This window comes from Caulobacter zeae (assembly GCF_002858925.1).
Classification (GTDB): Bacteria; Pseudomonadota; Alphaproteobacteria; order Caulobacterales; family Caulobacteraceae; genus Caulobacter; species Caulobacter zeae.
This window is the reverse complement of the sequence record NZ_PJRS01000009.1, coordinates 164,094-182,853: the sequence shown is the minus strand read 5'-3', so window position 1 is coordinate 182,853 and position 18,760 is coordinate 164,094. Positions and strand designations below refer to the sequence as shown.

Here is an 18,760-nt window from a genome sequence, read left to right as displayed (position 1 = left end):
GATGCCGGTGACGACGGTCAGGAAGATCACCGGGGCGATGACCATCTTCACCAGCTTGATGAAGGCGTCGCCCAGCGGCTTCAGGTCGGCCCCGAACTTGGGCCAGAAGTGACCGATCAGCGCCCCGGCCACGATGGCGACCAGCACCTGGACGTAGAGGTGCGTGTACCAGGGCCCCTGGCGAGGCGGCGGCGCGCCGGCGGGGGTCGTCTGCGGGATCATCGATGGCCTCCCCGGCCGTCGTCGCCGATCCCGACGCCGCTGCGGCCACGCTCTAGATGTCGCCGCCTCGCGATGCGGGGCAAGCGTTTTCGGGCGTGGCCGGGAGGGGCCTTACGACTTGGGCTTCTTGGATTTCACGCTGGGCCAGGCGGCGGCGTATTCCTCGGGCGTCAGCTTGCGCATCGCCGAAACGCGGTAGCTGCGCGAGGAGCCGGTGACCTCGGGCACGATCACCGAGGCGTCGAGCGGCGAGCAGATCCACGAGCCGCCGCGCGACTTGATGCCGATGCGGTTGGCGACGTCGAGGTCGAAGGGCGTGTTCAGCAGGGTCAGCTGGAAGGCTTCCTTGCGGCCAAGGTCGACATTGAGCGTGCGGTCGTCGACGACCTGGTAGCCGCGGATCTGGTCGGCGAAGAAGCAGCGGTCCGCCGTGCCGGGCTTGGCCTTCGCGGCCGGAGCCGGGGTTTCGGCGAGCGCCGGGGCGACGAGGCCGGCGGCCAGGCCGAGCGCGCAGGCGAGAAGAGCGGGACGGTGCATGTCGAAGGCCTCCTGATCGGACCAGCCTCTACTATAGCGCGACGGGGTCTCCGCTGTATTGCCGTTTGTAGGCCGATTGCGGCGAAATCAGGCGGCCTGCCGCGACAGGTCCTCGATCCAGGCGTCGAGATCGGCCACGGCGCGGCGCACGCCCTCGCGCAGGCGCGCCAGCGGGGCGGCCAGGGGCTGGCCCTCGATGCAGGCGGTCTCCAGTTCGGCGGCGTCGCGCGACAGGCGCATGAAGCCGAGGATCCCGGCCGAGCCGGCCAGGCGGTGGGCGTCCTCGCGAAGGGCCTCGAGGCTTTCGTCCTGCAAGCGCTCGAGCAGCTGCTGGCGCAGCATGTCGGCCAGCCGTGCGACCCGGGCCGCGCCCATGGCCGCGGCGAGGGCGTCGCGGGCGGCGGCTTCGTCGTCGGTCTCGACCGCCGGGGCGCCCATGGCGGCGGCGTTGGCCAGGTGCAGGGCCAGGGCCTGGTCGAGGTCGCGCTCGCTCAGCGGCTTGAGCAGGTGGCCGACCATGCCCGCTTCGAGGCAGGCGGCGATCTGCTGGGGGGCGCCGTTGGCGGTCAGGGCCACGATCGGCGAGAGGGTCAGGCCGCGCCGGCGTATCTCGCGGGTGGCGGTCAGGCCGTCGATCACCGGCATGTGCACGTCCATCAGCACCAGATCGAAGGTGGAGCGCTCCAGGGCCTTCACCGCCTGGGCGCCGTCGGCGGCGGTCTCGACCACGCAGCCGCGCCGGCCCAGCAGCTCGCTGAACAGCTCGCGGTTCAGCTCGACGTCGTCGACCAGCAGGATCCGGCGGCCGGGGAAGGCGGCCCGGCCGGAAGCCTCGACCGGCGCGACGGCGGTCGGGGTCTGGGCCAGGGGCAGTTCGATCTCGAAGGCGAAGGTCGAGCCTTCGCCCAGCTCGCTTTCCACCCAGATGCGGCCCTCCATCAGCTCGAGCAGTTCGCGCGAGATGGCCAGGCCAAGCCCCGTGCCCCCGAAGGTGCGGGTGATCGAGCTGTCGGTCTGGGAGAAGCGCTTGAACAGGCGGTCCAGCTTGTCGGGCGCGATGCCGACGCCCTGGTCGATGACGCTGATGCGAAGGGCGGCGCGGCCATCGGCGTGGCCGAGGACCTCGACCTGTGTCGTCACCGAGCCGTGGCGGGTGAACTTCACGGCGTTGGACAACAGGTTCAGCAGGATCTGGCGCAGGCGGTGACGGTCGCCGACGTACCAGCCGTCGAGGTCGCCGACCATGCGCAGGTCGACCTGGTGCTCGTCGGCCTGGGGCTCGACCATGGCCGTGGTCTCGACCAGCATTTCCTTGAGGGCGAAGGGCGCGCTTTCGAGGGTGACGGCGCGGGCCTCGAGCTTGGAGAAGTCGAGGATGTCGTTGATCAGGGCGTTGAGGGCCTCGCCGGCCCCGCGCACCCGCTCGGCGCGGCGGCGGTCCTCGGCGGCCAGGTTCGGGCTCTCGGCCAACAGGCGCGAGAAGCCGATCACCCCGTTCAGCGGCGTGCGCAGCTCGTGGCTCATATTGGCCAGGAACTCGGCCTTGGCGTGGTTGGCTTCCTCGGCGGCGTCGCGGGCCGAGGCCAGCTGGGTGGCCATGGCGGCCAGTTGCAGGGTCTGGTGCTCCAGGGCCTCCTGGGCCTCGACGCGGGCCGTCTGGTCCTGGACCTGGGCGATGAAGTGCTTGGGCGAGCCGTCGGGCGCGCGGACCAGCGACACCGACAGGTGCACCCAGACGATGCGCCCTTCCTTGTGGATGTAGCGCTTGTCCATGCCGTAGCTGGGGATCTCGCCGGCCACCAGCTGGCCCAGCAGGGCCAGGTCCTTGTCGAGGTCGGCGGGGTAGGTGATCGTCTGGAAGTCGGTCGCCAGCATCGCCGCCTCGTCGTAGCCGACGATGTCGCAGAAGGCGGCGTTGATCTTGTTGAAGGCGCCGTCGAGCGTGACCAGCGCCATGCCCACCGAGGCGTGGTGGAAGGCGGTCTCGAACTCCTCCATCTGCGCCTTGCGGGCGCTGATGTCGTGCATCAGGGCGGTGAACTGCCAGCCGTCGGCGCTGCGCGCGGCGCTGATCGCCAGTTCGACCGGAAAGACTTCGCCGTCACGCCGTTGGGCCGAGATCTCGATGCGCTGGTCGAGCACGGCGCCGCGTCCGGTGGCGAGGAACTGGGTCAGGCCCTCGTCGTGGGCCTGGCGCAGGCCGGCGGGGATGATCAGGTCGGAAAGCCGCCGCCCCTGGGCTTCGGCGGCGGTCCAGCCGAAGGTGCGTTCGGCGAAGCGGTTCCAGTCGGTGACCACGCCGGCCTGGTCCATGGTGACGATGGCCTGGTAGGCGTCGGCGATCACCCGCCGGGCGCGGGCCTCGCTGGCTTCCAGCTTGCGGCGCAGGGCGCGCTCGTCGGTGATGTCGCGCAGCACGCCGAAGACGGCGATCACCCGGCCGTCCTCGTCCAGTTCGCAGGTGGCGCGCGAATGGCCCTGGCGGACCGAGCCGTCGGCGCGCAGCAGGCGCAGCTCGTGCTCGAGCGCCGCGCGCTCGACCACAACCTGGCGAGCCCTGGCCTCGGCGGCCGCGCGGTCGTCGGGATGGTACATCTCCAGCCAGTTTTCGAAGGTCGGCGTGAAGGTCTCAGGATCGCGGCCGTAGATCCGATAGACCTCGTCCGACCAGGTGATCGTCTGGTTGACGAGGTCGCAGCGCCAGTGGCCCACGCCCGAGATCGCCTCGGTCATGGCCAGCATGCGGCGCTGCTCGACCATGTGGCGTTCGGCCCGGCCCTTTTCCATGCGGGCGACCACGGCGTCGGCCAGCATGCGCAGGCGGTCGAGGTCTTCCTCGGAGGGGCGGGGACGGGGGGCGCTGTCGATGACGCAGAGCGTGCCCAGGTTGTGGCCGTCGCGGTCGCTGAGCACGGCGCCGGCGTAGAAGCGGATGTCCGGCGCGCCGGTGACCAGTGGATTGGCGGAAAAGCGCGGATCGGCGGTGGCGTCCTCGACCACCATCACCGAATGCGGTTCCTGGCGCAGGGCGTGGGCGCAGAAGGCCATTTCGCGCGGCGTGGACTCCGCGTCCAGGCCGTAGCGCGACTTGAACCATTGCCGGTGCTCGTCGACCAGCGAGATCAGGGCGATGGGCGCGTCGAACAGCTCGGCGGCGAAGCCGGTCAGCCGGTCGAAGGCCGGCTCGGGAGCCGTGTCGAGGATGCGGTAGGAGGCCAGGGCCGCCAGGCGATCGGTTTCGAGCATGTTCGGGACGCCGCTATCTCAGGTCGATAACCTGACCCGATACGCCTTCACATCTACTGAACGCTGATATCCGCGCGCTGCGGCCTATTGAAGCAGAAGCGCCGTCCACAAACGAAAACGCGCCTCTCCACGGGGGATGAGGCGCGCGATCGGAAGATCGAAATCGGGAGAGGGCCTCAGGCCGGCTCGTCGTCGACCATCGCCTTGACCAGGTCGACCACGCGACGGCGCAGGCGACGGTCGTTGAGGCGGGGGAAGAGGTCGGCCAGTTCCAGGCCTTCCGGCGTGGCCACGAACTGGGTCATGCGCTGGGCGACGCCGTCGTCCTCGCCGTTGTCGGTCTCTTCCAGGCCGTCGAAGAAGTAGGACACCGGCGACTGCAGCAGGCGGGCGGCGTCGTACAGCTTGCTGGCGCTGATGCGATTGGCGCCGCGCTCGTACTTCTGGATCTGCTGGAAGGTGATGCCCAAGGCGTCGGCGAGCTGCGTCTGGCTCAAGCCGAGGACCTTGCGCCGAATCCGCATGCGGGCGCCGACATAGATGTCGACGGGGTGAGCGACTTCGGCGGTGGGCTTCTGGGTCATGATGATCTCGTCCTCGGCTCCGGTCGGACCGTAGCGGTGCACGTGGCGCGGTTGTTTATGGTCGAGAATAGACCGCTGATCGTATTCCGTCACCTCGCCTCGACGTCGCATGTCGCTAACACGACACAAATGCCGCACCCTTGCGTCGGTCCGCCGACGGAAAGGCATTCGGACTTGACCTTTCGGCCGCCGGGCGGTGTCTGCCGCCCATGATTTTGCAGTCAGGCGCGCGCGTCGCGATCGCCGGAGCCGGCGCTTTCGGCTCGGCGACGGCGCTGATTCTCTCGCGACTCGGGTTCGCGGTGACGGTGTTCGACCCAGCGCCGCCCGGTGAGAACGCCTCGGGCGTGGCCGCCGGCATGCTGGCGCCGGTGGCCGAGGCGGTGTTCGACAAGGTCTCGCGTGGTCACCTGCCGGTGCTGCGGCGAGCCCGTGAGCGCTGGACGGCCTTCGCCCAGGACCTGGGGATCCCGCTGGATCGCGAGGGCCTGGCCATCGAGGGCGACGCGGGCTTCCTAGCCGAGGTCGAGGGGGCGTTGGTCGAGGCCGGCGCGCGGTTCGAACACACGCCGAGCGGCCTCTTCAGCGACGAGGACTGGCGACTCGATGCGCGCCAGGCGCTGGCGACCCTGCGCGAGGCCGCGATCGCGGCCGGCGCGACATTCGACGGCCGTGGCGTGGTCGCCTTCGAGGACGGTCGCGCGACCCTGGACGACGGCGAGGTTTCGGTCTTCGACACGCTGGTGGTCGCCACGGGCGGCGGCGGCCGGGGGCTGGCGCCGGAGCTTGCGGCGCTGACGCCGATCAAGGGCCAGATCCTGCGGCTCGACATCGCCATGGCCGATGGCCCGGTCTTGCGCGGCAAGGGCGTCTACATCGCGCCGGGCCCGAGGCCCGCGGTGGGCGCGACGATGGAGGCGGGGCGCGACGATCGTCAGCCCGACCTGGCCGTGGTCGAACCGCTGCGGATCGCCGCCGAGGCGCTGCGCCCGGAACTGGCGGGCGCGCGGGCCGTGATCGAGGTCGGGGTGCGCGCCTCCACGTCCGACGGCTTGCCGCTGGTGGGGAAGAGCCGGGTTCCCGGGCTGATCCTGGCGGCCGGGGCTCGTCGCAACGGCTGGCTGCTCGCTCCGCTTGTGGCCGACATGGTCGCGGCGTATCTGACGGACGCCGATCCCGGAGAGGACGCGGCCGCCTTCGATCCACGGCGTTTCGAGGGCTAGATAAAGAACGACCAAGCGCAGGGAAGGGACGACATGGCCGGTTTCTGGCTGACCGACGAGCAGGAAGCGATCCGCGAAGGCGTGGCCAAGGTGTGCGCCGCCTTCGACGACGAATACTGGCGGCGGACCGACGAGACCGGAAACTTCCCCGAGGAATTTGTCGCCGCCATAGCCGAAGGCGGCTGGCTGGGCGTGGCCATGCCCGAAAGCGTCGGCGGGGCAGGTCTTGGCCTGACCGAGGCGGCCGTGATGATGCAGACCGTGGCCCAGTCGGGCGCGGGCTTCTCCGGCGCCAGCGCCATCCACCTCAACATCTTCGGCCCGATGCCGCTGGTGAAGTTCGGGACCGACGAGCAGCGCGAACGCCTGCTGCCGCGGATCATCTCGGGCGAGGACAAGATGTGCTTCGCCGTCACCGAGCCCAATTCGGGTCTCGACACCTCCAGCCTGGAGACCAAGGCCGAGAAGGTCGACGGCGGCTATCGCCTGAACGGTCGCAAGATCTGGACGACCGGCGCCCAGCGGGCCAACAAGATCCTGATCATCGCCCGCACCACGCCCAAGGACCAGTGCGCCAAGCCCACCGGGGGCCTCAGCCTGTTCTATACCGACCGCGCGCAGATCGAGGCCAAGCCGATCCCGAAGATGGGTCGCAAGGCCGTCGAGTGTAACATGCTCTTCATCGAGGACCTGTTCGTGCCCCAGGAGGACCTGGTGGGCGAGGAGGGCAAGGGCTTCCAGTATCTGCTGCACGGCCTCAACCCCGAGCGGGTGCTGTTCGCCGTCGAGGCCATCGGCCTGGGGCGGGCGGCGCTGGCCAAGGCCTCGACCTACGCCAAGGAGCGCGTGGTGTTCGGCCGTCCGATCGGCCAGAACCAGGGCGTGGCCCATCCGCTGGCCAAGTCGTGGGCCGAGCTGGAAGCGGCCAACCTGATGGCCTTCAAGGCCGCGGCCCTCTACGACGCCGGCAAGGATTGCGGGGCTGAGGCCAACGCGGCCAAGTATCTGGGCGCGGAAGCCGGCTTCACCGCCTGCGAGGCCTCGGTGCTGGCCCATGGCGGCATGGGCTATGCCAAGGAATACGACGTCGAGCGCTATTTCCGCGAGGCGATGATCGCCCGCATCGCGCCGGTCAGCCGGGAGATGATCCTCAACTTCATCGCCGAGCGCGTGCTGGGCCTGCCCAAGAGCTACTAGAACCCCGACGCCCGCTCCCAAGGATACGCAGGGAGCGGGCGTCGGCGGCTGGGTCAGTCAGCGGCGTTGAAGCGGATGGGGATCCTCACCTGCGCGCCGTCGACCGCCTGGCCGTTCTCGAGTTGCGGCTTCATCTTGAAGAACCGCGACAGTTTCAGAGCCGCATTGCCGAAGCCTTCGCTGGCCGGGCTTTCGGCGATCACCATGCAGTTCTCCACCGTGCCCTTGGCGGTCACCGCGCAGTTCAGCGTCGCCCCGCCCGACACCCCGCGCCGCTGGGCGCTTTCGGGGTAGTAGCGCGACATGTCGTCGGCGCTGGGCATCCGCAGCCAGGTCGCCCGGGTGATGACCCGGGGCGCGGGGGCGGTCGACGGCGGCGCAGGCGGCGCCGGGGGATCGGCCGTGAAGTTGGGCGGCGCGGCGATGGTCGGAGGGCCTGGATCCTTGGGGATGGGCACGGGCAGCGGTTCGGGCGTCGGGAACGGCGTCGGCAGCGGCGGATGCACCGGGATCGGGTTCGAGGCCCTGGGCGGCGTCGGCAGGGGCTTTTCGGGGGGAGGGGGAGGCGGCGGATCGGGAATGAACGGCAGCAGCTTGAAGCCTTCGTCATCCTGGATCACCGGCGGCGGCGCCACGTACTTCTGCACCGCGATGTAGGCGAACAGGGCCACGTGCGCCGCGCCGGAAACCGCCAGGGCGATGACCAGGCCCTTGGAGAGCTTGCGCTTTTCGTCGCGGTCCAGGCCGGCGATGCGCGGGTTGAAGTCGGCGGGTTGGGCGATCATGGCGACCTCCGTGAAGCGGCGTCGATCGGTGTCGACGTCTTCACGCTGTCACGGAAAATGACGCGCGTAAACAGTTAAAATGACGCGCGTAAAATCTATCTCGCCTGGCCGGTCGCCGGCAGCAGGTCGCCCAGGTCGCTCCAGGTGAGGACGGGATGGCGGCGGACCGTGCGCATCAGTCCGGCGAGCCACCTCCACGCCGCCTCGTCGTGGTCGAGGTGGTGGGTCAGCAGTCCGATCGGCGCGTCCCAGGTCCCGGCCTTGCGACGTCGCGCCAGCTGGCGGCGCAACTGCGAGGCCAGGCGAGCCTTGCCCCGGAAGCGCGGCGCCGGGTTCCAGCGCAGCAGGTCCAGGTGGGTGTCGACACGTGGCGGCGTGGCTTCGGGCGCGACTTGCGACCAGGCGCTCCAGCCGACGTAGCGCTCGCTGGCCAGGGCCTCGGTCAGGCGGGGGTGGATCGCGTTCCAGGGCGGGGTGAACAGTTTCAGCGCGCCGGGCAGGGGGGCGAGTCTGGTCCAGCCGTCACGCAGGGCGGCGGCGATCTCGTCGGCGGTGCGCTCGGGCGGAAACTCGAAGGCGCCGCCGCCGGTGCTGCGGTCCACGTGGTCGGCGCCGTGCTGCACGACCCGCACGCCGCGCACGGCGGCGAGGCGCTGGGCGAGGTCGGCGCGGTCGCCGTCGGGAATGACCGCCAGCGTCAGGGGCGCGTCGAAGGCCAGCGCGTGGGCCAGCAGCCGCTCCAGCGCCGGGCCGGGCGTGCGGGCGTCGTCGTCGCGCCACCACAGGCGGGCGCGACGGCCGGCGGCGCGCCAGCGCGCCAGCTCCCATGACAGCAGGAGCGCCTGGACCATCAGGCCAGCGGCGAGGTCGAGGCCACGGCCTCGGCGCAGACCGCCGTCGGGTCCTGGACCATCGAGGCCGTGCCGCGCACTTCCAACTGCATGCGCAGCACCGACAGCAGCGGATAGATCGCCGCCATCAGCGCGATCAGGAAGCCCCAGCCGCCTTCACGCCAGCCCTGGCGCGAGACGTAGCACTTGTAGAAGCGGCGCACGCCGCGGAAGGCGTTGCGGCCCAGGCCCGGCCACTCGCCAGTCTCGGCCAGGTCCCTGGCGCGCAGCTCGGTATAGCGGTCGAGGCGGCGCAGCATGTCGGAGATGTTGTCGTCGACCTCGTGGCGGATCGGCGTGCGCAGCGAGGGGCCGGCTTCGCCGACGAACTTCACCGACGGATGGACGCGCTGCGTTCCCCAGCTCTTGACGCCGCGGCGGAAGAGACGAGCCACCGAGGTGGTGCCGAACGAGCCGCCCCAGCCGTATTTCACAAGGCGGGCGCCGATATAGTTGTCGACCGGGATCTGTCGCCAGTCGCCCAGGCCGGACGCCACGGCGGCCCGCACTTCGGCGGCGAGTTCGGGGCTGACATATTCGTCGGCGTCGATTTCGAGGATCCAGTCGCCGGTAGCGGCGGCCGCGCCGGCCGCGCGACGCGGGCCTTCCAGCGGAAACGCGCCTTCGACCAGCACTGCGCCATACTGCTTGGCGATCGCCGGCGAGCCGTCGGTGCAGCGGTCGAGCACGACCACGAGTTCGTCGGCGAAGGACAGGCGGGCCAGGCATTCAGCCAGCCGGGCTTCCTCGTTGTGTACGCAGATCAAGGCCGAGAGTCTGGCCATCGTTTCCCCCGAAAGTTGGCGCGCGGTAACATTGTTGCGTTATCGAAACAATGTTTCTCGCACAAATGGGGCAAGCTTCAGCGTGGCAGTTTGTCGCGGGCGGCCGGAAGGGGCGGGGCGACTTGTCGCGGTCCGGTCCGGCGAACGTGGAAACGTGGTTAAGGCGGCATTAACCACGCTGGTTCAGACATTGAGGTCATGGCCGTCCAATCCATCCGCAACGTCGTCGAGTCGGCGATCCAGCGCGCGTCGAACGCGACTGGTGTCGACTTCACGTTCCTGATGGGGACCGCCAAGCGCGAGAGCGGCTACAATCCGGCCGCCAAGGCGCGGACCTCGTCTGCCTCGGGCCTGTTCCAGTTCGTCGACCAGACCTGGCTGGCCACGCTGAAGAAGCACGGCGCCAAGTACGGCTACGCCCGCTACGCCGACCTGATCCAGCAGGGATCCGACGGCAAATATCGCGTCGCCGGCGACGAGGCCCGCAAGGCCGTGCTGGGTCTCAAGCTCGATCCGCACGCCGCTTCGCTGATGGCCGGCGAGCTGGCTTCGGACCATGCCTCCTATCTGCGTGGCCGCGTGGGGCGCAGCCCGACCTCGGGCGAGCTCTACGCCGCCCATTTCCTTGGGCCGCAGGGCTCGGCCCGCCTGATCGAGGCGGCCAACCGCAATCCCGGCGCCAGCGCCGCGTCGATGTTCCCCGAAGCCGCGGCCGCCAACCGCTCGATCTTCTATCGCGAGGGCCGCGCCGCCACGGTGGGCGAGGTCTACGCCAACCTGACCAAGAGCGCCGGCGGCAATGGCGGCGTTCCCACCGTCCGCGAGCGCGAGCCGCAGGCGGACGAGGGCTTCATCCAGTACGCCTCTGGCCGGCGCCTTGATCGCATCGACCAGCAGAAGGCCGTCGTCGACCTGGTGCTGCGGGGTTCGCAGGGCTATGGCGGCGCCTTCAGCGGTACGCGGTCGGACGACGGCGGCGGCGTCAGCCGCGTGGCCAACAGCCTGTTCTCGGCCGAGATGCTGCGCATGCTGTCGGACGCCAACGCCGGTTCGGCCGGCGGCAAGGCGCGCTAGGGGCCGAAGGCCTCGATCTCTTCCTTCGAATAGCCGAGCTCTGCCAGGACGGCGGCCGTATCCGCGCCCAGCGCCGGCGCGGGCGTGCGCGGCCGCTCGTCGATGTCGGAGAAGCGGGCCGGGGCGGCGGGCGAGCGGCCACCGTCCAACGTCTCGACGAAGCAGCCGGCGGCATGGGCCTGCGGGTCCTCGACCAGGTCGCGCGGCGTCTGCCAGGGCGCCCAGGTGATGTCGCCCGCGTCGAGCGCGGCGGCGGCCGTCTCGTAGTCCATGGCGCCGAAGGCGTCGTCGAGGATGTCGACCAGGGCGGCGGTGTTCTCGCGCCGGCCCCGGGCGCCGGAGAAGCGCGGGTCGTCGACCAGTTCGGGGCGACCCACCGCGGCGGCGATGCGCGGCCAGTCGGTCGCGCCCTGGCGGGCCAGCAGGCAGATCCAGCGACCGTCACGGGTCTGGAAGAAGTTGGCGAGCGGCTGCACGGCCTCGCGGCGCGGACGTGTCGAGGCCAGCTTGCCGAAGTGCAGCTGGATGGCGAGATCCGAGCCGATGGCGTAGGCGCCGGTGCGCAGCAGCGAGGTCTCGACCAGCCGCCCGACGCCGGTGCGATGCCGCTCGTGGACGGCCGCCAGGATCGCCGAGACGGTGGCCAGCGAGGTGACGTGGTCGCCCATGCCGGTGCGGATCGGGAAGGGCTCGGCGCCCTTCGGCGCGGTCAGGGCGCCGACCCCGGCGCGGGACCAGAAGGCGGCGACGTCCATGCCCGGCTTGTCGGCGTCGGGACCTGTGAGGCCGTAGCCCGTGAGGCTGCAATAGACGAGGCGAGGGAAGGCCGCGCGCAGGGTCTCGTGGTCGAGGCCGGCGCGGCGCAGGGCGGCGGGGCGGACGTTGGTCAGGAAGATGTCGGCGGTGGCCACGAGGCGCTTGAGGGCCTCGGCGCCGGCCGGCGTGCGGATGTCGAGGACGACCGAGCGCTTGCCCCGGTTGTCGAGCTCGAAGACCGGGTTGGCGGCGTGGTCCGAGCCGATGGTCTCGAAGAATCGGCGCATCGGATCGCCTTCGGGTGACTCGACCTTGACCACCTGCGCGCCCCAGTCGGCCAGTATGCCCGCCGCGCCCGGGGCGGCGATGTAGGTGGCCAGTTCGACGACCTTGAGGTCCCGCAGCATCCGCTTCCTCCGCTTTTCTTGTCTTTGGAGACGAGATTAGCGGTCAAACGAGCGTTGGGAAGCCTAGTCAGGCCACGCCGCGGGAGGCTTCGGCTCTGTTTCCCTCGGAACGGGGGTGACGGGTGAGGGCGGCGGCGTCGGCCACGGCGCGGGCGACGCCCGCAACGCTGACCGGCTTGCGCAGCACGGTGTCGGCGCCGGCCTCGGTGCATTCGCGGGCTTCGTCGGCGTCGCCGCCGATGACGGCGATGATCGGCAGCTGGCCGTTGGCGCCGGGCATGGCGCGCAGTTCGGCTGCGGTCTGCGGGCCATCCAGCACCGGCATGCGGCCGTCGAGCATGACGAGGTCGAACTCGCAGACCTTGGCCAGGTCGACGGCGCGACGGCCGTTCTGGGCGTGGACCACCTGGTGGCCGAGCTGCTCGAGGATGGCGCGCAGCATGGCCGCGTTCAGGGCGTCGTCCTCGGCGATCAGGACGCGCAGGCTGCGCTGGACGTCGGGGGCCGGGTCGGCGGCGGCCAGGGTCTCCTCGACCGGCTCCTGCGGGCAGGGGCAGGCGGCGTCGTAGGGCAGCAGGACGGTGAAGCAACTGCCGACGCCCAGCGCGCTGCTGGTCTCCAGCGCGCCGCCCATCAGCCGGGCCAGCTGGCGCGACAGCGACAGGCCAAGCCCCGCGCCGTTGACGCCCGCGCCGGTGCGCTCGACGCGGCGGAAGGGTTCGAAGGCCTGCTCCAGTTCCTCGGGCGACAGGCCAGGGCCGGTGTCGGCGACCTCGATGGCGAAGCGGTCGTCGCCGCGCGGCTCGATCCGCACCTCGACGCGGCCGCGGACGGTGTACTTCACCGCGTTGCCCACGAGGTTGGCGATGATCTGGCGGGTGCGCATCGGGTCGGCCATGGCCGCGCCAAGCACCCGGTTCTCCAGCGAGGCGTCGACATGCACGGCCAGCTCCAGGCCCTTGGCCAGGGCGTGGGGACGCTCCAGCAGCACGAGGTCGCGGACCAGGCGCACCGGTTCGAAGGCCTGGGTCTCGACCGCCAGGCGGCCGGACTCGGCGGTTTCGGCGTCGAGCGTGGCGTTGAGCACCGCGATCAGGTCCTGGGCCGCGTCCAGGGCGGCGTTCAGCTGCTCGCGGGAGGGCGCGGCGCGACCGCCCTTGCCGGCGGCGGCGGCCAGCACGTGGGTGACGCCTGTCAGGCCGTTGCGGATCTCGTGGCTCAGGGTGGCGACGATGTCGGACTTGGAGCGGGCGGTGCGCTCGGCGCTTTCCAGCACGCGCATCCGTTCCTCGATCAGGGCTTCATGGGCCACGGCCAGCGCGTGCTGGCGGCGCAGCATGCGGTTGAAGATCAGCGCCATCGCCAGCGCCAGGGCGAGGCCGCCGACGACCATCAGGCCGGTCTGGCGGCTTTCGGGGCGGCTGAACAGCGCCCACAGCGGTCCCGCCGCCGCCACCGGGGCCACCACGACGAGGCACTGCGGCACGGGGGAGGCGAAGAAGATGCAGACCATGCCGGCGGCCGCGGCCAGCAGCAGCAGGGTCTCGCGGATCGGTCCGGCGCCGTCTGCGAAAGCCGACATCTGGACCACGCCCAGCGCCCACAGGAGGCCGCCCGCGACCTGAAGCCGCAGGCGCATGGTCAGGTCTTCGGCCTTCGGCGTCTTCAGCCAGCTGTTGATCCCGTAGAACACGCCCCAGTTGATGGCGAAGATCGCGAAGCTCAGCGACATCCACACCGCGTTGCGGGCGAACGAGCCCGCCCAGACGAAGAAGGGCAGGCTTACGGCGAAGATGGCCAGGGCGTAGGGCAGCAGCGCCACCTGCACGCCGAGGGCGAGCGCGGTGTCGGCTCCGGGCCTTTTCACATCGTGGGTTCGGCGCTCAGCGAACAAGAATCGGATCCTCGGGCGTTCAAGCGAGGACGCTAGGCGAGCACGGTTTGCGGGGGGTTACGCGGTATCGTTAATGCACAGGGCTTTAAGGGCAAACAATCGTTAAGCCTAACCGCCCATCCTTTGATTCGACCGTCCATTCGCAGAAGGCCAGGCCCATGGCCACGACCCGCGCCGCGCTGACCAACGACGACATCCGCATGCTCGTGAAGGGCGCGACGCCTGACGAGCGCGCCCTGGCCGCCCATCGGCTATGCCGCAAGATCGATCGCGCCGAACTGAGCGAGGAAGAGCGCCTGCAGGCCCAGGAAATCCTGCGGGTCATGGCCGCCGACGCCGCCGAGCTGGTGCGCCGGGCCCTGGCCGTCACCTTGAAGACCTCGCCGCTGCTGCCGCCGGACGTGGCCAACCGCCTGGCGCGCGACGTCGAGAGCGTGTCTCTGCCGGTGATCAGCTTCTCGCCGGTGTTCACCGACCACGACCTGGCCGAGATCATCCGCCTGGGCGGGCCGGTCCGCCAGATGGCGGTCGCCCGCCGGCCCAAGCTGTCGAGCAAGGTCACCGGCCTGCTGGTCGACCAGGCTCCGGAAGACGTCGTGGCCGCGGTCTGCGCCAACGACAATGCCCGGTTCTCCGACCTGGCCCTACAGAAGGCGCTGGACCGCTTCGCCAAGTCCGAGAGCGTGCTGCAGGCGGTCGCCTACCGCGCGGTGCTGCCGCTGTCGGTGACCGAGCGCCTGATCGACATGGTCGGCGACCAGCTGCGCGAGCACATCCTCGACAATCACGCCCTGTCGGCCGAGCGGGCGCTGGAGATCATCGTCGGGGCCAAGGAACGGGCGACCATCGACCTGGTCGACCAGGCCGGCCGCACCGCCGATCCCAAGGCCTTCGTCGCCCACCTGAACCGCGCCGGCCGCCTGACGCCGTCGCTGCTGTTGCGGGCCCTGGCCCATGGCCACATGACCTTCGTCGAGTGGGGGCTGGCCGAACTGGCCGGCGTGCCGCATCACCGCACCTGGCTGATGGTGCACGACGCCGGCGCGTTGGGCCTCAAGGCCGTCTACGAGCGGGCCGGCCTGCCGTCGCGCCTCTATCCGGCCTTCCGCGCCGGGGTCGACGCCTATCACGGCATGGAGTTCGACGGCCGTCCCGGCGAGCGCGAACGGTTCCAGGAACACATGCTGCAACGCTTCCTGACCTCTTCCCAGGCCGTGTCGCGCGAAGAGAGCGACTACCTGCTCGACAAGCTGGACCGCCTGGCGGGCTTCAAGGCCCGCGCGGCGGGGTAGGGGGCTTCTTCTCCGGAAACCTCCCCCTGTGGGGGAGGCGATCGCGTAGCGATCGGCGGGGGGAGTTGGTGATGACCTTCCGACGTCGCGGCAGCTGAGAACGTCCCCCCCTCCGGCCCTCCGGGCCACCTCCCCCAGAGGGGGAGGATCTGTTGCGTAGCGCCTTACTCAGTCGGCAGGCCCGCGCCCGCCGCGTTGATCCAGCCCACCAGGTCACCGATGACCTTCGCGTTGGCCTGGTCAAAGGCGGCGACGATGGGGCCGACGCGGTTGTCGGCGGCTTTCACCTTGGCTTCGAACACCTGGTCGCCGACCAGGGCGCGGTCGCCGGTGCGGCTGATGACGCCGCGCACCTGGATGATGATCTCGGGCGGGGCCTTGGGGCCGTCGACATAGGCGGCCTCGAAGGTGCGGACTTCGAGCCGCAGGACCATCTGGGCCTTGGCCACCTCGCCGCGGCCGATCAGGCGGGCCCGGCCGGGATCGGCGTCGAAGGCGCGCGACAGGGCCTCGTCGAACTGCACGCTGGCCGGGGCGATCCAGCGGGCGCCGGCGACATAGGCCGCCTCGCCGCCGGGGCCGGTGGTCAGGATGCGGTCGCCGGCCGAGGGGCGGGTGAAGACCGTCGGGGCCTTCAGCACGCCGAACATCGCCCCGGGCGGGCCCTTGGCGGCGGCCGGCGCGGTGGTCCCGAAGCGGTACATGCCCGAGGGATCGGCCTTGGGGAACACGCTGATGCAGCCCGACAGGGCGAGCGCCAGGCCAGCCAGCGTCAGGCCCGAGGCGATTTTCCTGGCCAGGGCGGCTTTCTTCACGGACGCGCTCACGGCTTGATCTCCACTTCCTTGGCCGGGGCCTTGCCCACCAGGCCGCGCGGGTTCTGCTCCACCTCGCCGACCAGGCGGTCGAGGGACTCGGCGGCCGACTGCAGGGTGACGATGGCCGAGGACAGCTGCGGCAGGCCGGTGGAGGCGAAGTCGCTGGTCGGGCCCTCCAGGCGGCTGACCATGGTGCGCACGTCCTTGGCGGCCAGCTTGATCTCGTCGGCGGCCGCGCCGAGGTCCTTGATCGCCTTGCGCCCGTCGCCGTCGACCACCCCTTGGGTGGAGCGCGACAGGTTGGCGATCTCCTGGGCGGTGGCGTCGATGCTCTGCAACGCCTTCTGGGCGTCGGCGATGATTTCCTTGCGCTCGCGCAGCTCGGCGGTGACCGACTGGACGTCGGACAGGCTGGCGCTGAAGGTCTTGATGTTGCGATCCGACAGCACGCGGTTGACGCGGTCCAGCGCCTCGATGGTGCGGCTCAGCACCGTGCCGCCGCCTTCCAGCAGGTCGGACAGGGCGCTGCGCTGGCTACGGATGATCGGGACCTCGCCGTTCTTGACGGTGTCCTTCAGCAGCGGCTTGGTCGAGGTGCCGGCGGTCAGCTGGATGTAGTTGACGCCGGTGATGCCCTGCGGCTCCAGCGTGGCGTAGCTGTCGACGCGGATCGGCACGTCCGAGGTCAGGCGGGTGCGGGCGATGACGCGGTTGGGATCGCTCTTGTCGAGCTCGATCTTGGTGACCTCGCCGACCTTGATGCCGTTGAAGTGCACCTCGCCGCCTTCCGACAGGCCGCGCACGGCCCCGACGAACAGTACGTCGTAGAGGTCGTAGTCCTTGTTGAACTGCAGCTTGGCCAGCCAGACGACGAACACCACCAGACCCATGAACAGGATCAGGCAGGCGGCCCCGACAAGGGCGTAGTTGGCGTTTCTTTCCATCAGCGGCTCCTCGCCGTAGCGGCTTTCCCGGCCGCGCGTCCGCGCGGGCCCAGGAAGTATTCCTTGATCCAGGGATGGTCGGAGTGCTCGAGTTCCTCGACCGGGGCCTTGGCGATCACCTTCTTGTCGGCCAGCACGGCGACGCGATCGGTGATGGTGTAGAGGCTGTCCAGGTCGTGGGTGATCATGAACACCGTCAGATCGAGGCTGTCGGACAGGTCCTTGATCAGTTCGTCGAAGGCCGCGGCGCCGATCGGGTCGAGGCCGGCGGTAGGTTCGTCGAGGAACAGCAGTTCGGGGTCCAGCGCCAGGGCGCGGGCCAGGCCCGCCCGCTTGCGCATGCCGCCCGACAGTTCGGCCGGCTTGAGGGCCCCCGCGCGCGGCGGCAGGCCGGTCAGGGCGATCTTCAGGTCGGCCAGCTCCAGGATCTCGCTCTTGGGCAGGCGGGTGTGCTCGAACAGGGGGGCGGCGACGTTCTCGCGCACGGTCAGGTTCGAGAACAGCGCGCCCTGCTGGAACAGGACGCCCCAGCGACGCTCCAGCGCCGTCCACTTGCGGCGCGAGGCCTCCTGCATGTCCTCGCCGAACAGGCGGATGACGCCGCCGTCGGGGGTCTTCAGGCCGATGATGCTGTTGAGCAGCACCGACTTGCCGGTGCCCGAGCCGCCGACCACGCCCAGCACCTCGCCGCGCTCGACGGTCAGGTCGAGGTCGTCGTGCACCACGTTGTCGCCGAAGCGCGAGACGAGGCCCTCGACCTGGATCGGCGGGGCGGCCTCGGCAGGCGCAGGGACGGGGGCGGCGGCCGTCTTCATACGTTCAGCTCCATGTAGAGCAGGGCGAAGACGGCATCGATCAGGATGATGGCGAAGATGGCGTGGACGACGGCGGCGGTGACGCGGCGGCCCAGGGACTCCACGTCGTTGCCGACCTCCATGCCCTGGCGGCAGCCGATGGCGGCGATGACCATGGCCATCACCGGCGCCTTGGACATGCCGATCCAGAAGTGGGTGGCGCCCACATAGTCGGTCATCCGCTGCAGGAAGAAGCTGGGCGACAGGTCCAGCACCACCCAGACCACGACGATGCCGCCGGCGAGACCGGCGAGCGTGGCCACGAAGGTCAGCAGCGGGATGGTGATCAGCAGGGCGGCGAAGCGCGGCAGCACCAGGGCCTCGTAGGGGTCGACGCCGATGACCTGCATGGCGTCGATTTCCTGGTTCATCTTCATCGAGCCGATCTCGGCCGCGAAGCTGGAGGCCGAGCGGCCGGCCAGCAGGATGGCGGTGATCAGGATGTTGAACTCGCGCAGCACCGACACGCCGATCAGCTCGACGCTGAACACCTGGGCCCCGAAGTCGGTCAGGAGGTTGGCGCCCAGCAGGGCCACGACCGCGCCGATGAAGAAGGTGGTGGTGGCCACGATCGGCATGGCGTCCAGGCCTGCCCGCTCGGAAAGCGAGATGATCGGCGCCCAGCGGATCTTGCGCGGGTTGATGGCGCAGCGGGCCAGGGCGGTCAGCAGGTGGCCCAGGAAGACCAGGGTGCCGTAGCCGTCGCGCAGCAGGTCGAAAAGGCCCCGGCCGATGCGGTCGAGCAGGGCGACGACGCCGTGCAGGCGGTTGTCGGGCGGGCATTCGGCCTGGGTGGCCTCGCCGACCAGCTCCAGCAGGCGCACGGTCTGGGGGCGGGCCTTGATGTTCCCGGCGCTTATGCGGCCGTCGGCGGCGCGGATGATGGCGTAGGCGCCGGCCGTGTCGCAGCGGTTCATGCCGGTGAGGTCGAGGTCGAACGACTCGGAGCCCTTCATGGCTTCGGCGAGTCGCAGGCCGGCGTCGGCCATGCCGCGCGCCGTCCAGTCCCCGGAAAGCACGACGGACTTGCCGCCGTCCTTGTCGTCCAGGGTGAATTCCGCCGGCACGCCCATCTACTGTGCTTACCCCTCGTTACCACGCACGCCCAGCCTAGCAGGGACTGTGTCGCCGGCTCAAACGCTTCAAGGCGCAGCTTGTTGCGTCCTGATCATGGCCGAACGCGGACGACTCGCCTTGCAGCTTTATGCGGCGCCGCCGCAAAGACGCCGTCAACTGGCGATAATCCAACGCT

17 protein-coding genes are annotated in these 18,760 nt (G+C 70.2%); 4 read left to right on the top strand and 13 right to left on the bottom strand.

Annotated features, from left to right (window positions below; all coding sequences use genetic code 11):
* The 4 genes from SGCZBJ_RS03425 to SGCZBJ_RS03410 form a co-directional block, all read right to left on the bottom strand.
* Positions 1-222, bottom strand: a 222-nt coding sequence (locus SGCZBJ_RS03425; protein WP_133149172.1) for a cation:dicarboxylate symporter family transporter, incomplete at its 3' end; no start/stop codon positions are given.
* A 111-nt stretch (positions 223-333) separates the two neighbouring features.
* On the bottom strand, positions 334-759 hold the full coding sequence (locus SGCZBJ_RS03420) for a DUF6491 family protein (RefSeq protein ID WP_240621400.1): 426 nt from the start codon (positions 757-759) through the stop codon (positions 334-336).
* Between the two features lie 87 nt (positions 760-846).
* Positions 847-4,005, bottom strand: a complete 3,159-nt coding sequence (locus SGCZBJ_RS03415; protein WP_101716618.1) for a GAF domain-containing hybrid sensor histidine kinase/response regulator — start codon at positions 4,003-4,005, stop codon at positions 847-849.
* Positions 4,006-4,181: 176 nt separating this feature from the next.
* Positions 4,182-4,589, bottom strand: a complete 408-nt coding sequence (locus SGCZBJ_RS03410) for a helix-turn-helix domain-containing protein (RefSeq protein ID WP_058350643.1) — start codon at positions 4,587-4,589, stop codon at positions 4,182-4,184.
* Positions 4,590-4,798: 209 nt separating this feature from the next.
* On the opposite strand from SGCZBJ_RS03410, the gene SGCZBJ_RS03405 reads away from it, so the two are divergent.
* The gene (locus SGCZBJ_RS03405) at positions 4,799-5,812 is read left to right on the top strand and encodes an NAD(P)/FAD-dependent oxidoreductase (RefSeq protein ID WP_101716617.1); all 1,014 of its coding nucleotides are present in this window, start codon (positions 4,799-4,801) and stop codon (positions 5,810-5,812) included.
* 33 nt (positions 5,813-5,845) lie between these two features.
* The gene (locus SGCZBJ_RS03400) at positions 5,846-7,009 is read left to right on the top strand and encodes an acyl-CoA dehydrogenase family protein (RefSeq protein WP_101716616.1); all 1,164 of its coding nucleotides are present in this window, start codon (positions 5,846-5,848) and stop codon (positions 7,007-7,009) included.
* A gap of 53 nt (positions 7,010-7,062) precedes the next feature.
* On the opposite strand, the gene SGCZBJ_RS03395 is transcribed toward SGCZBJ_RS03400, so the two are convergent.
* The 3 genes from SGCZBJ_RS03395 to SGCZBJ_RS03385 all read right to left on the bottom strand — a co-directional run bounded on the left by SGCZBJ_RS03395 (position 7,063) and on the right by SGCZBJ_RS03385 (position 9,469).
* On the bottom strand, positions 7,063-7,794 hold the full coding sequence (locus SGCZBJ_RS03395) for an energy transducer TonB (protein WP_101716615.1): 732 nt from the start codon (positions 7,792-7,794) through the stop codon (positions 7,063-7,065).
* A 95-nt stretch (positions 7,795-7,889) separates the two neighbouring features.
* Positions 7,890-8,645, bottom strand: coding sequence for a polysaccharide deacetylase family protein (locus SGCZBJ_RS03390; protein WP_101716614.1), 756 nt, complete (start codon positions 8,643-8,645; stop codon positions 7,890-7,892).
* A complete protein-coding gene (locus SGCZBJ_RS03385) occupies positions 8,645-9,469 on the bottom strand; it encodes a glycosyltransferase family 2 protein (protein ID WP_101716613.1) in 825 nt (274 codons plus the stop codon). The genes SGCZBJ_RS03390 and SGCZBJ_RS03385 overlap by 1 nt, the downstream gene beginning before the upstream one ends.
* 198 nt (positions 9,470-9,667) lie before the next feature.
* Here SGCZBJ_RS03385 and SGCZBJ_RS03380 point away from each other — a divergent pair, with 198 nt between their 5' ends.
* Positions 9,668-10,543, top strand: a complete 876-nt coding sequence (locus SGCZBJ_RS03380; protein WP_101716612.1) for a lytic transglycosylase domain-containing protein — start codon at positions 9,668-9,670, stop codon at positions 10,541-10,543.
* Here SGCZBJ_RS03380 and SGCZBJ_RS03375 read toward each other — a convergent pair.
* Together SGCZBJ_RS03375 and SGCZBJ_RS03370 are read right to left on the bottom strand one after the other, a co-directional pair.
* Positions 10,540-11,706 carry a CaiB/BaiF CoA transferase family protein gene (locus SGCZBJ_RS03375; RefSeq protein WP_101716611.1) on the bottom strand — a complete coding sequence of 389 codons (1,167 nt, stop codon included), beginning with the start codon at positions 11,704-11,706 and terminating at the stop codon, positions 10,540-10,542. The genes SGCZBJ_RS03380 and SGCZBJ_RS03375 overlap by 4 nt on opposite strands.
* Positions 11,707-11,773: 67 nt before the next feature.
* Positions 11,774-13,600, bottom strand: coding sequence for an ATP-binding protein (locus tag SGCZBJ_RS03370; protein ID WP_101716610.1), 1,827 nt, complete (start codon positions 13,598-13,600; stop codon positions 11,774-11,776).
* Between the two features lie 158 nt (positions 13,601-13,758).
* On the opposite strand from SGCZBJ_RS03370, the gene spbR reads away from it, so the two are divergent.
* Entirely contained in the window at positions 13,759-14,892 is a 1,134-nt protein-coding gene (gene spbR, locus SGCZBJ_RS03365; RefSeq protein WP_101716609.1) for a SpbR family protein, read from the top strand.
* 164 nt (positions 14,893-15,056) lie between these two features.
* Here spbR and SGCZBJ_RS03360 read toward each other — a convergent pair whose 3' ends face one another.
* From SGCZBJ_RS03360 to SGCZBJ_RS03345, 4 genes are read right to left on the bottom strand one after another with little or no spacing between them, the layout of a single operon-like run.
* A complete protein-coding gene (locus SGCZBJ_RS03360; RefSeq protein WP_240621398.1) occupies positions 15,057-15,719 on the bottom strand; it encodes an ABC-type transport auxiliary lipoprotein family protein in 663 nt (220 codons plus the stop codon).
* Entirely contained in the window at positions 15,716-16,654 is a 939-nt protein-coding gene (locus SGCZBJ_RS03355; RefSeq protein ID WP_058349766.1) for an MlaD family protein, read from the bottom strand. The genes SGCZBJ_RS03360 and SGCZBJ_RS03355 overlap by 4 nt, the downstream gene beginning before the upstream one ends.
* Complete coding sequence (locus tag SGCZBJ_RS03350) at positions 16,654-17,469, bottom strand: ABC transporter ATP-binding protein (protein ID WP_101716608.1); 816 nt, start codon at positions 17,467-17,469, stop codon at positions 16,654-16,656. The genes SGCZBJ_RS03355 and SGCZBJ_RS03350 overlap by 1 nt, the downstream gene beginning before the upstream one ends.
* The gene (locus SGCZBJ_RS03345) at positions 17,466-18,581 is read right to left on the bottom strand and encodes an MlaE family ABC transporter permease (RefSeq protein WP_101716607.1); all 1,116 of its coding nucleotides are present in this window, start codon (positions 18,579-18,581) and stop codon (positions 17,466-17,468) included. The genes SGCZBJ_RS03350 and SGCZBJ_RS03345 overlap by 4 nt, the downstream gene beginning before the upstream one ends.
* Positions 18,582-18,760: the final 179 nt, after the last annotated feature.

Bases quoted from the DNA above. Each gene is read 5' to 3' on its own strand.
- SGCZBJ_RS03420 (WP_240621400.1), bottom strand. From the start codon at position 759: ATGCACCGTCCCGCTCTTCTCGCCTGCGCGCTCGGCCTGGCCGCCGGC.
- SGCZBJ_RS03415 (WP_101716618.1), bottom strand. From the start codon at position 4,005: ATGCTCGAAACCGATCGCCTGGCGGCCCTGGCCTCCTACCGCATCCTC.
- SGCZBJ_RS03410 (WP_058350643.1), bottom strand. From the start codon at position 4,589: ATGACCCAGAAGCCCACCGCCGAAGTCGCTCACCCCGTCGACATCTAT.
- SGCZBJ_RS03405 (WP_101716617.1), top strand. From the start codon at position 4,799: ATGATTTTGCAGTCAGGCGCGCGCGTCGCGATCGCCGGAGCCGGCGCT.
- SGCZBJ_RS03400 (WP_101716616.1), top strand. From the start codon at position 5,846: ATGGCCGGTTTCTGGCTGACCGACGAGCAGGAAGCGATCCGCGAAGGC.
- SGCZBJ_RS03395 (WP_101716615.1), bottom strand. From the start codon at position 7,794: ATGATCGCCCAACCCGCCGACTTCAACCCGCGCATCGCCGGCCTGGAC.
- SGCZBJ_RS03390 (WP_101716614.1), bottom strand. From the start codon at position 8,645: ATGGTCCAGGCGCTCCTGCTGTCATGGGAGCTGGCGCGCTGGCGCGCC.
- SGCZBJ_RS03385 (WP_101716613.1), bottom strand. From the start codon at position 9,469: ATGGCCAGACTCTCGGCCTTGATCTGCGTACACAACGAGGAAGCCCGG.
- SGCZBJ_RS03380 (WP_101716612.1), top strand. From the start codon at position 9,668: ATGGCCGTCCAATCCATCCGCAACGTCGTCGAGTCGGCGATCCAGCGC.
- SGCZBJ_RS03375 (WP_101716611.1), bottom strand. From the start codon at position 11,706: ATGCTGCGGGACCTCAAGGTCGTCGAACTGGCCACCTACATCGCCGCC.
- spbR (WP_101716609.1), top strand. From the start codon at position 13,759: ATGGCCACGACCCGCGCCGCGCTGACCAACGACGACATCCGCATGCTC.
- SGCZBJ_RS03355 (WP_058349766.1), bottom strand. From the start codon at position 16,654: ATGGAAAGAAACGCCAACTACGCCCTTGTCGGGGCCGCCTGCCTGATC.
- SGCZBJ_RS03350 (WP_101716608.1), bottom strand. From the start codon at position 17,469: ATGAAGACGGCCGCCGCCCCCGTCCCTGCGCCTGCCGAGGCCGCCCCG.
- SGCZBJ_RS03345 (WP_101716607.1), bottom strand. From the start codon at position 18,581: ATGGGCGTGCCGGCGGAATTCACCCTGGACGACAAGGACGGCGGCAAG.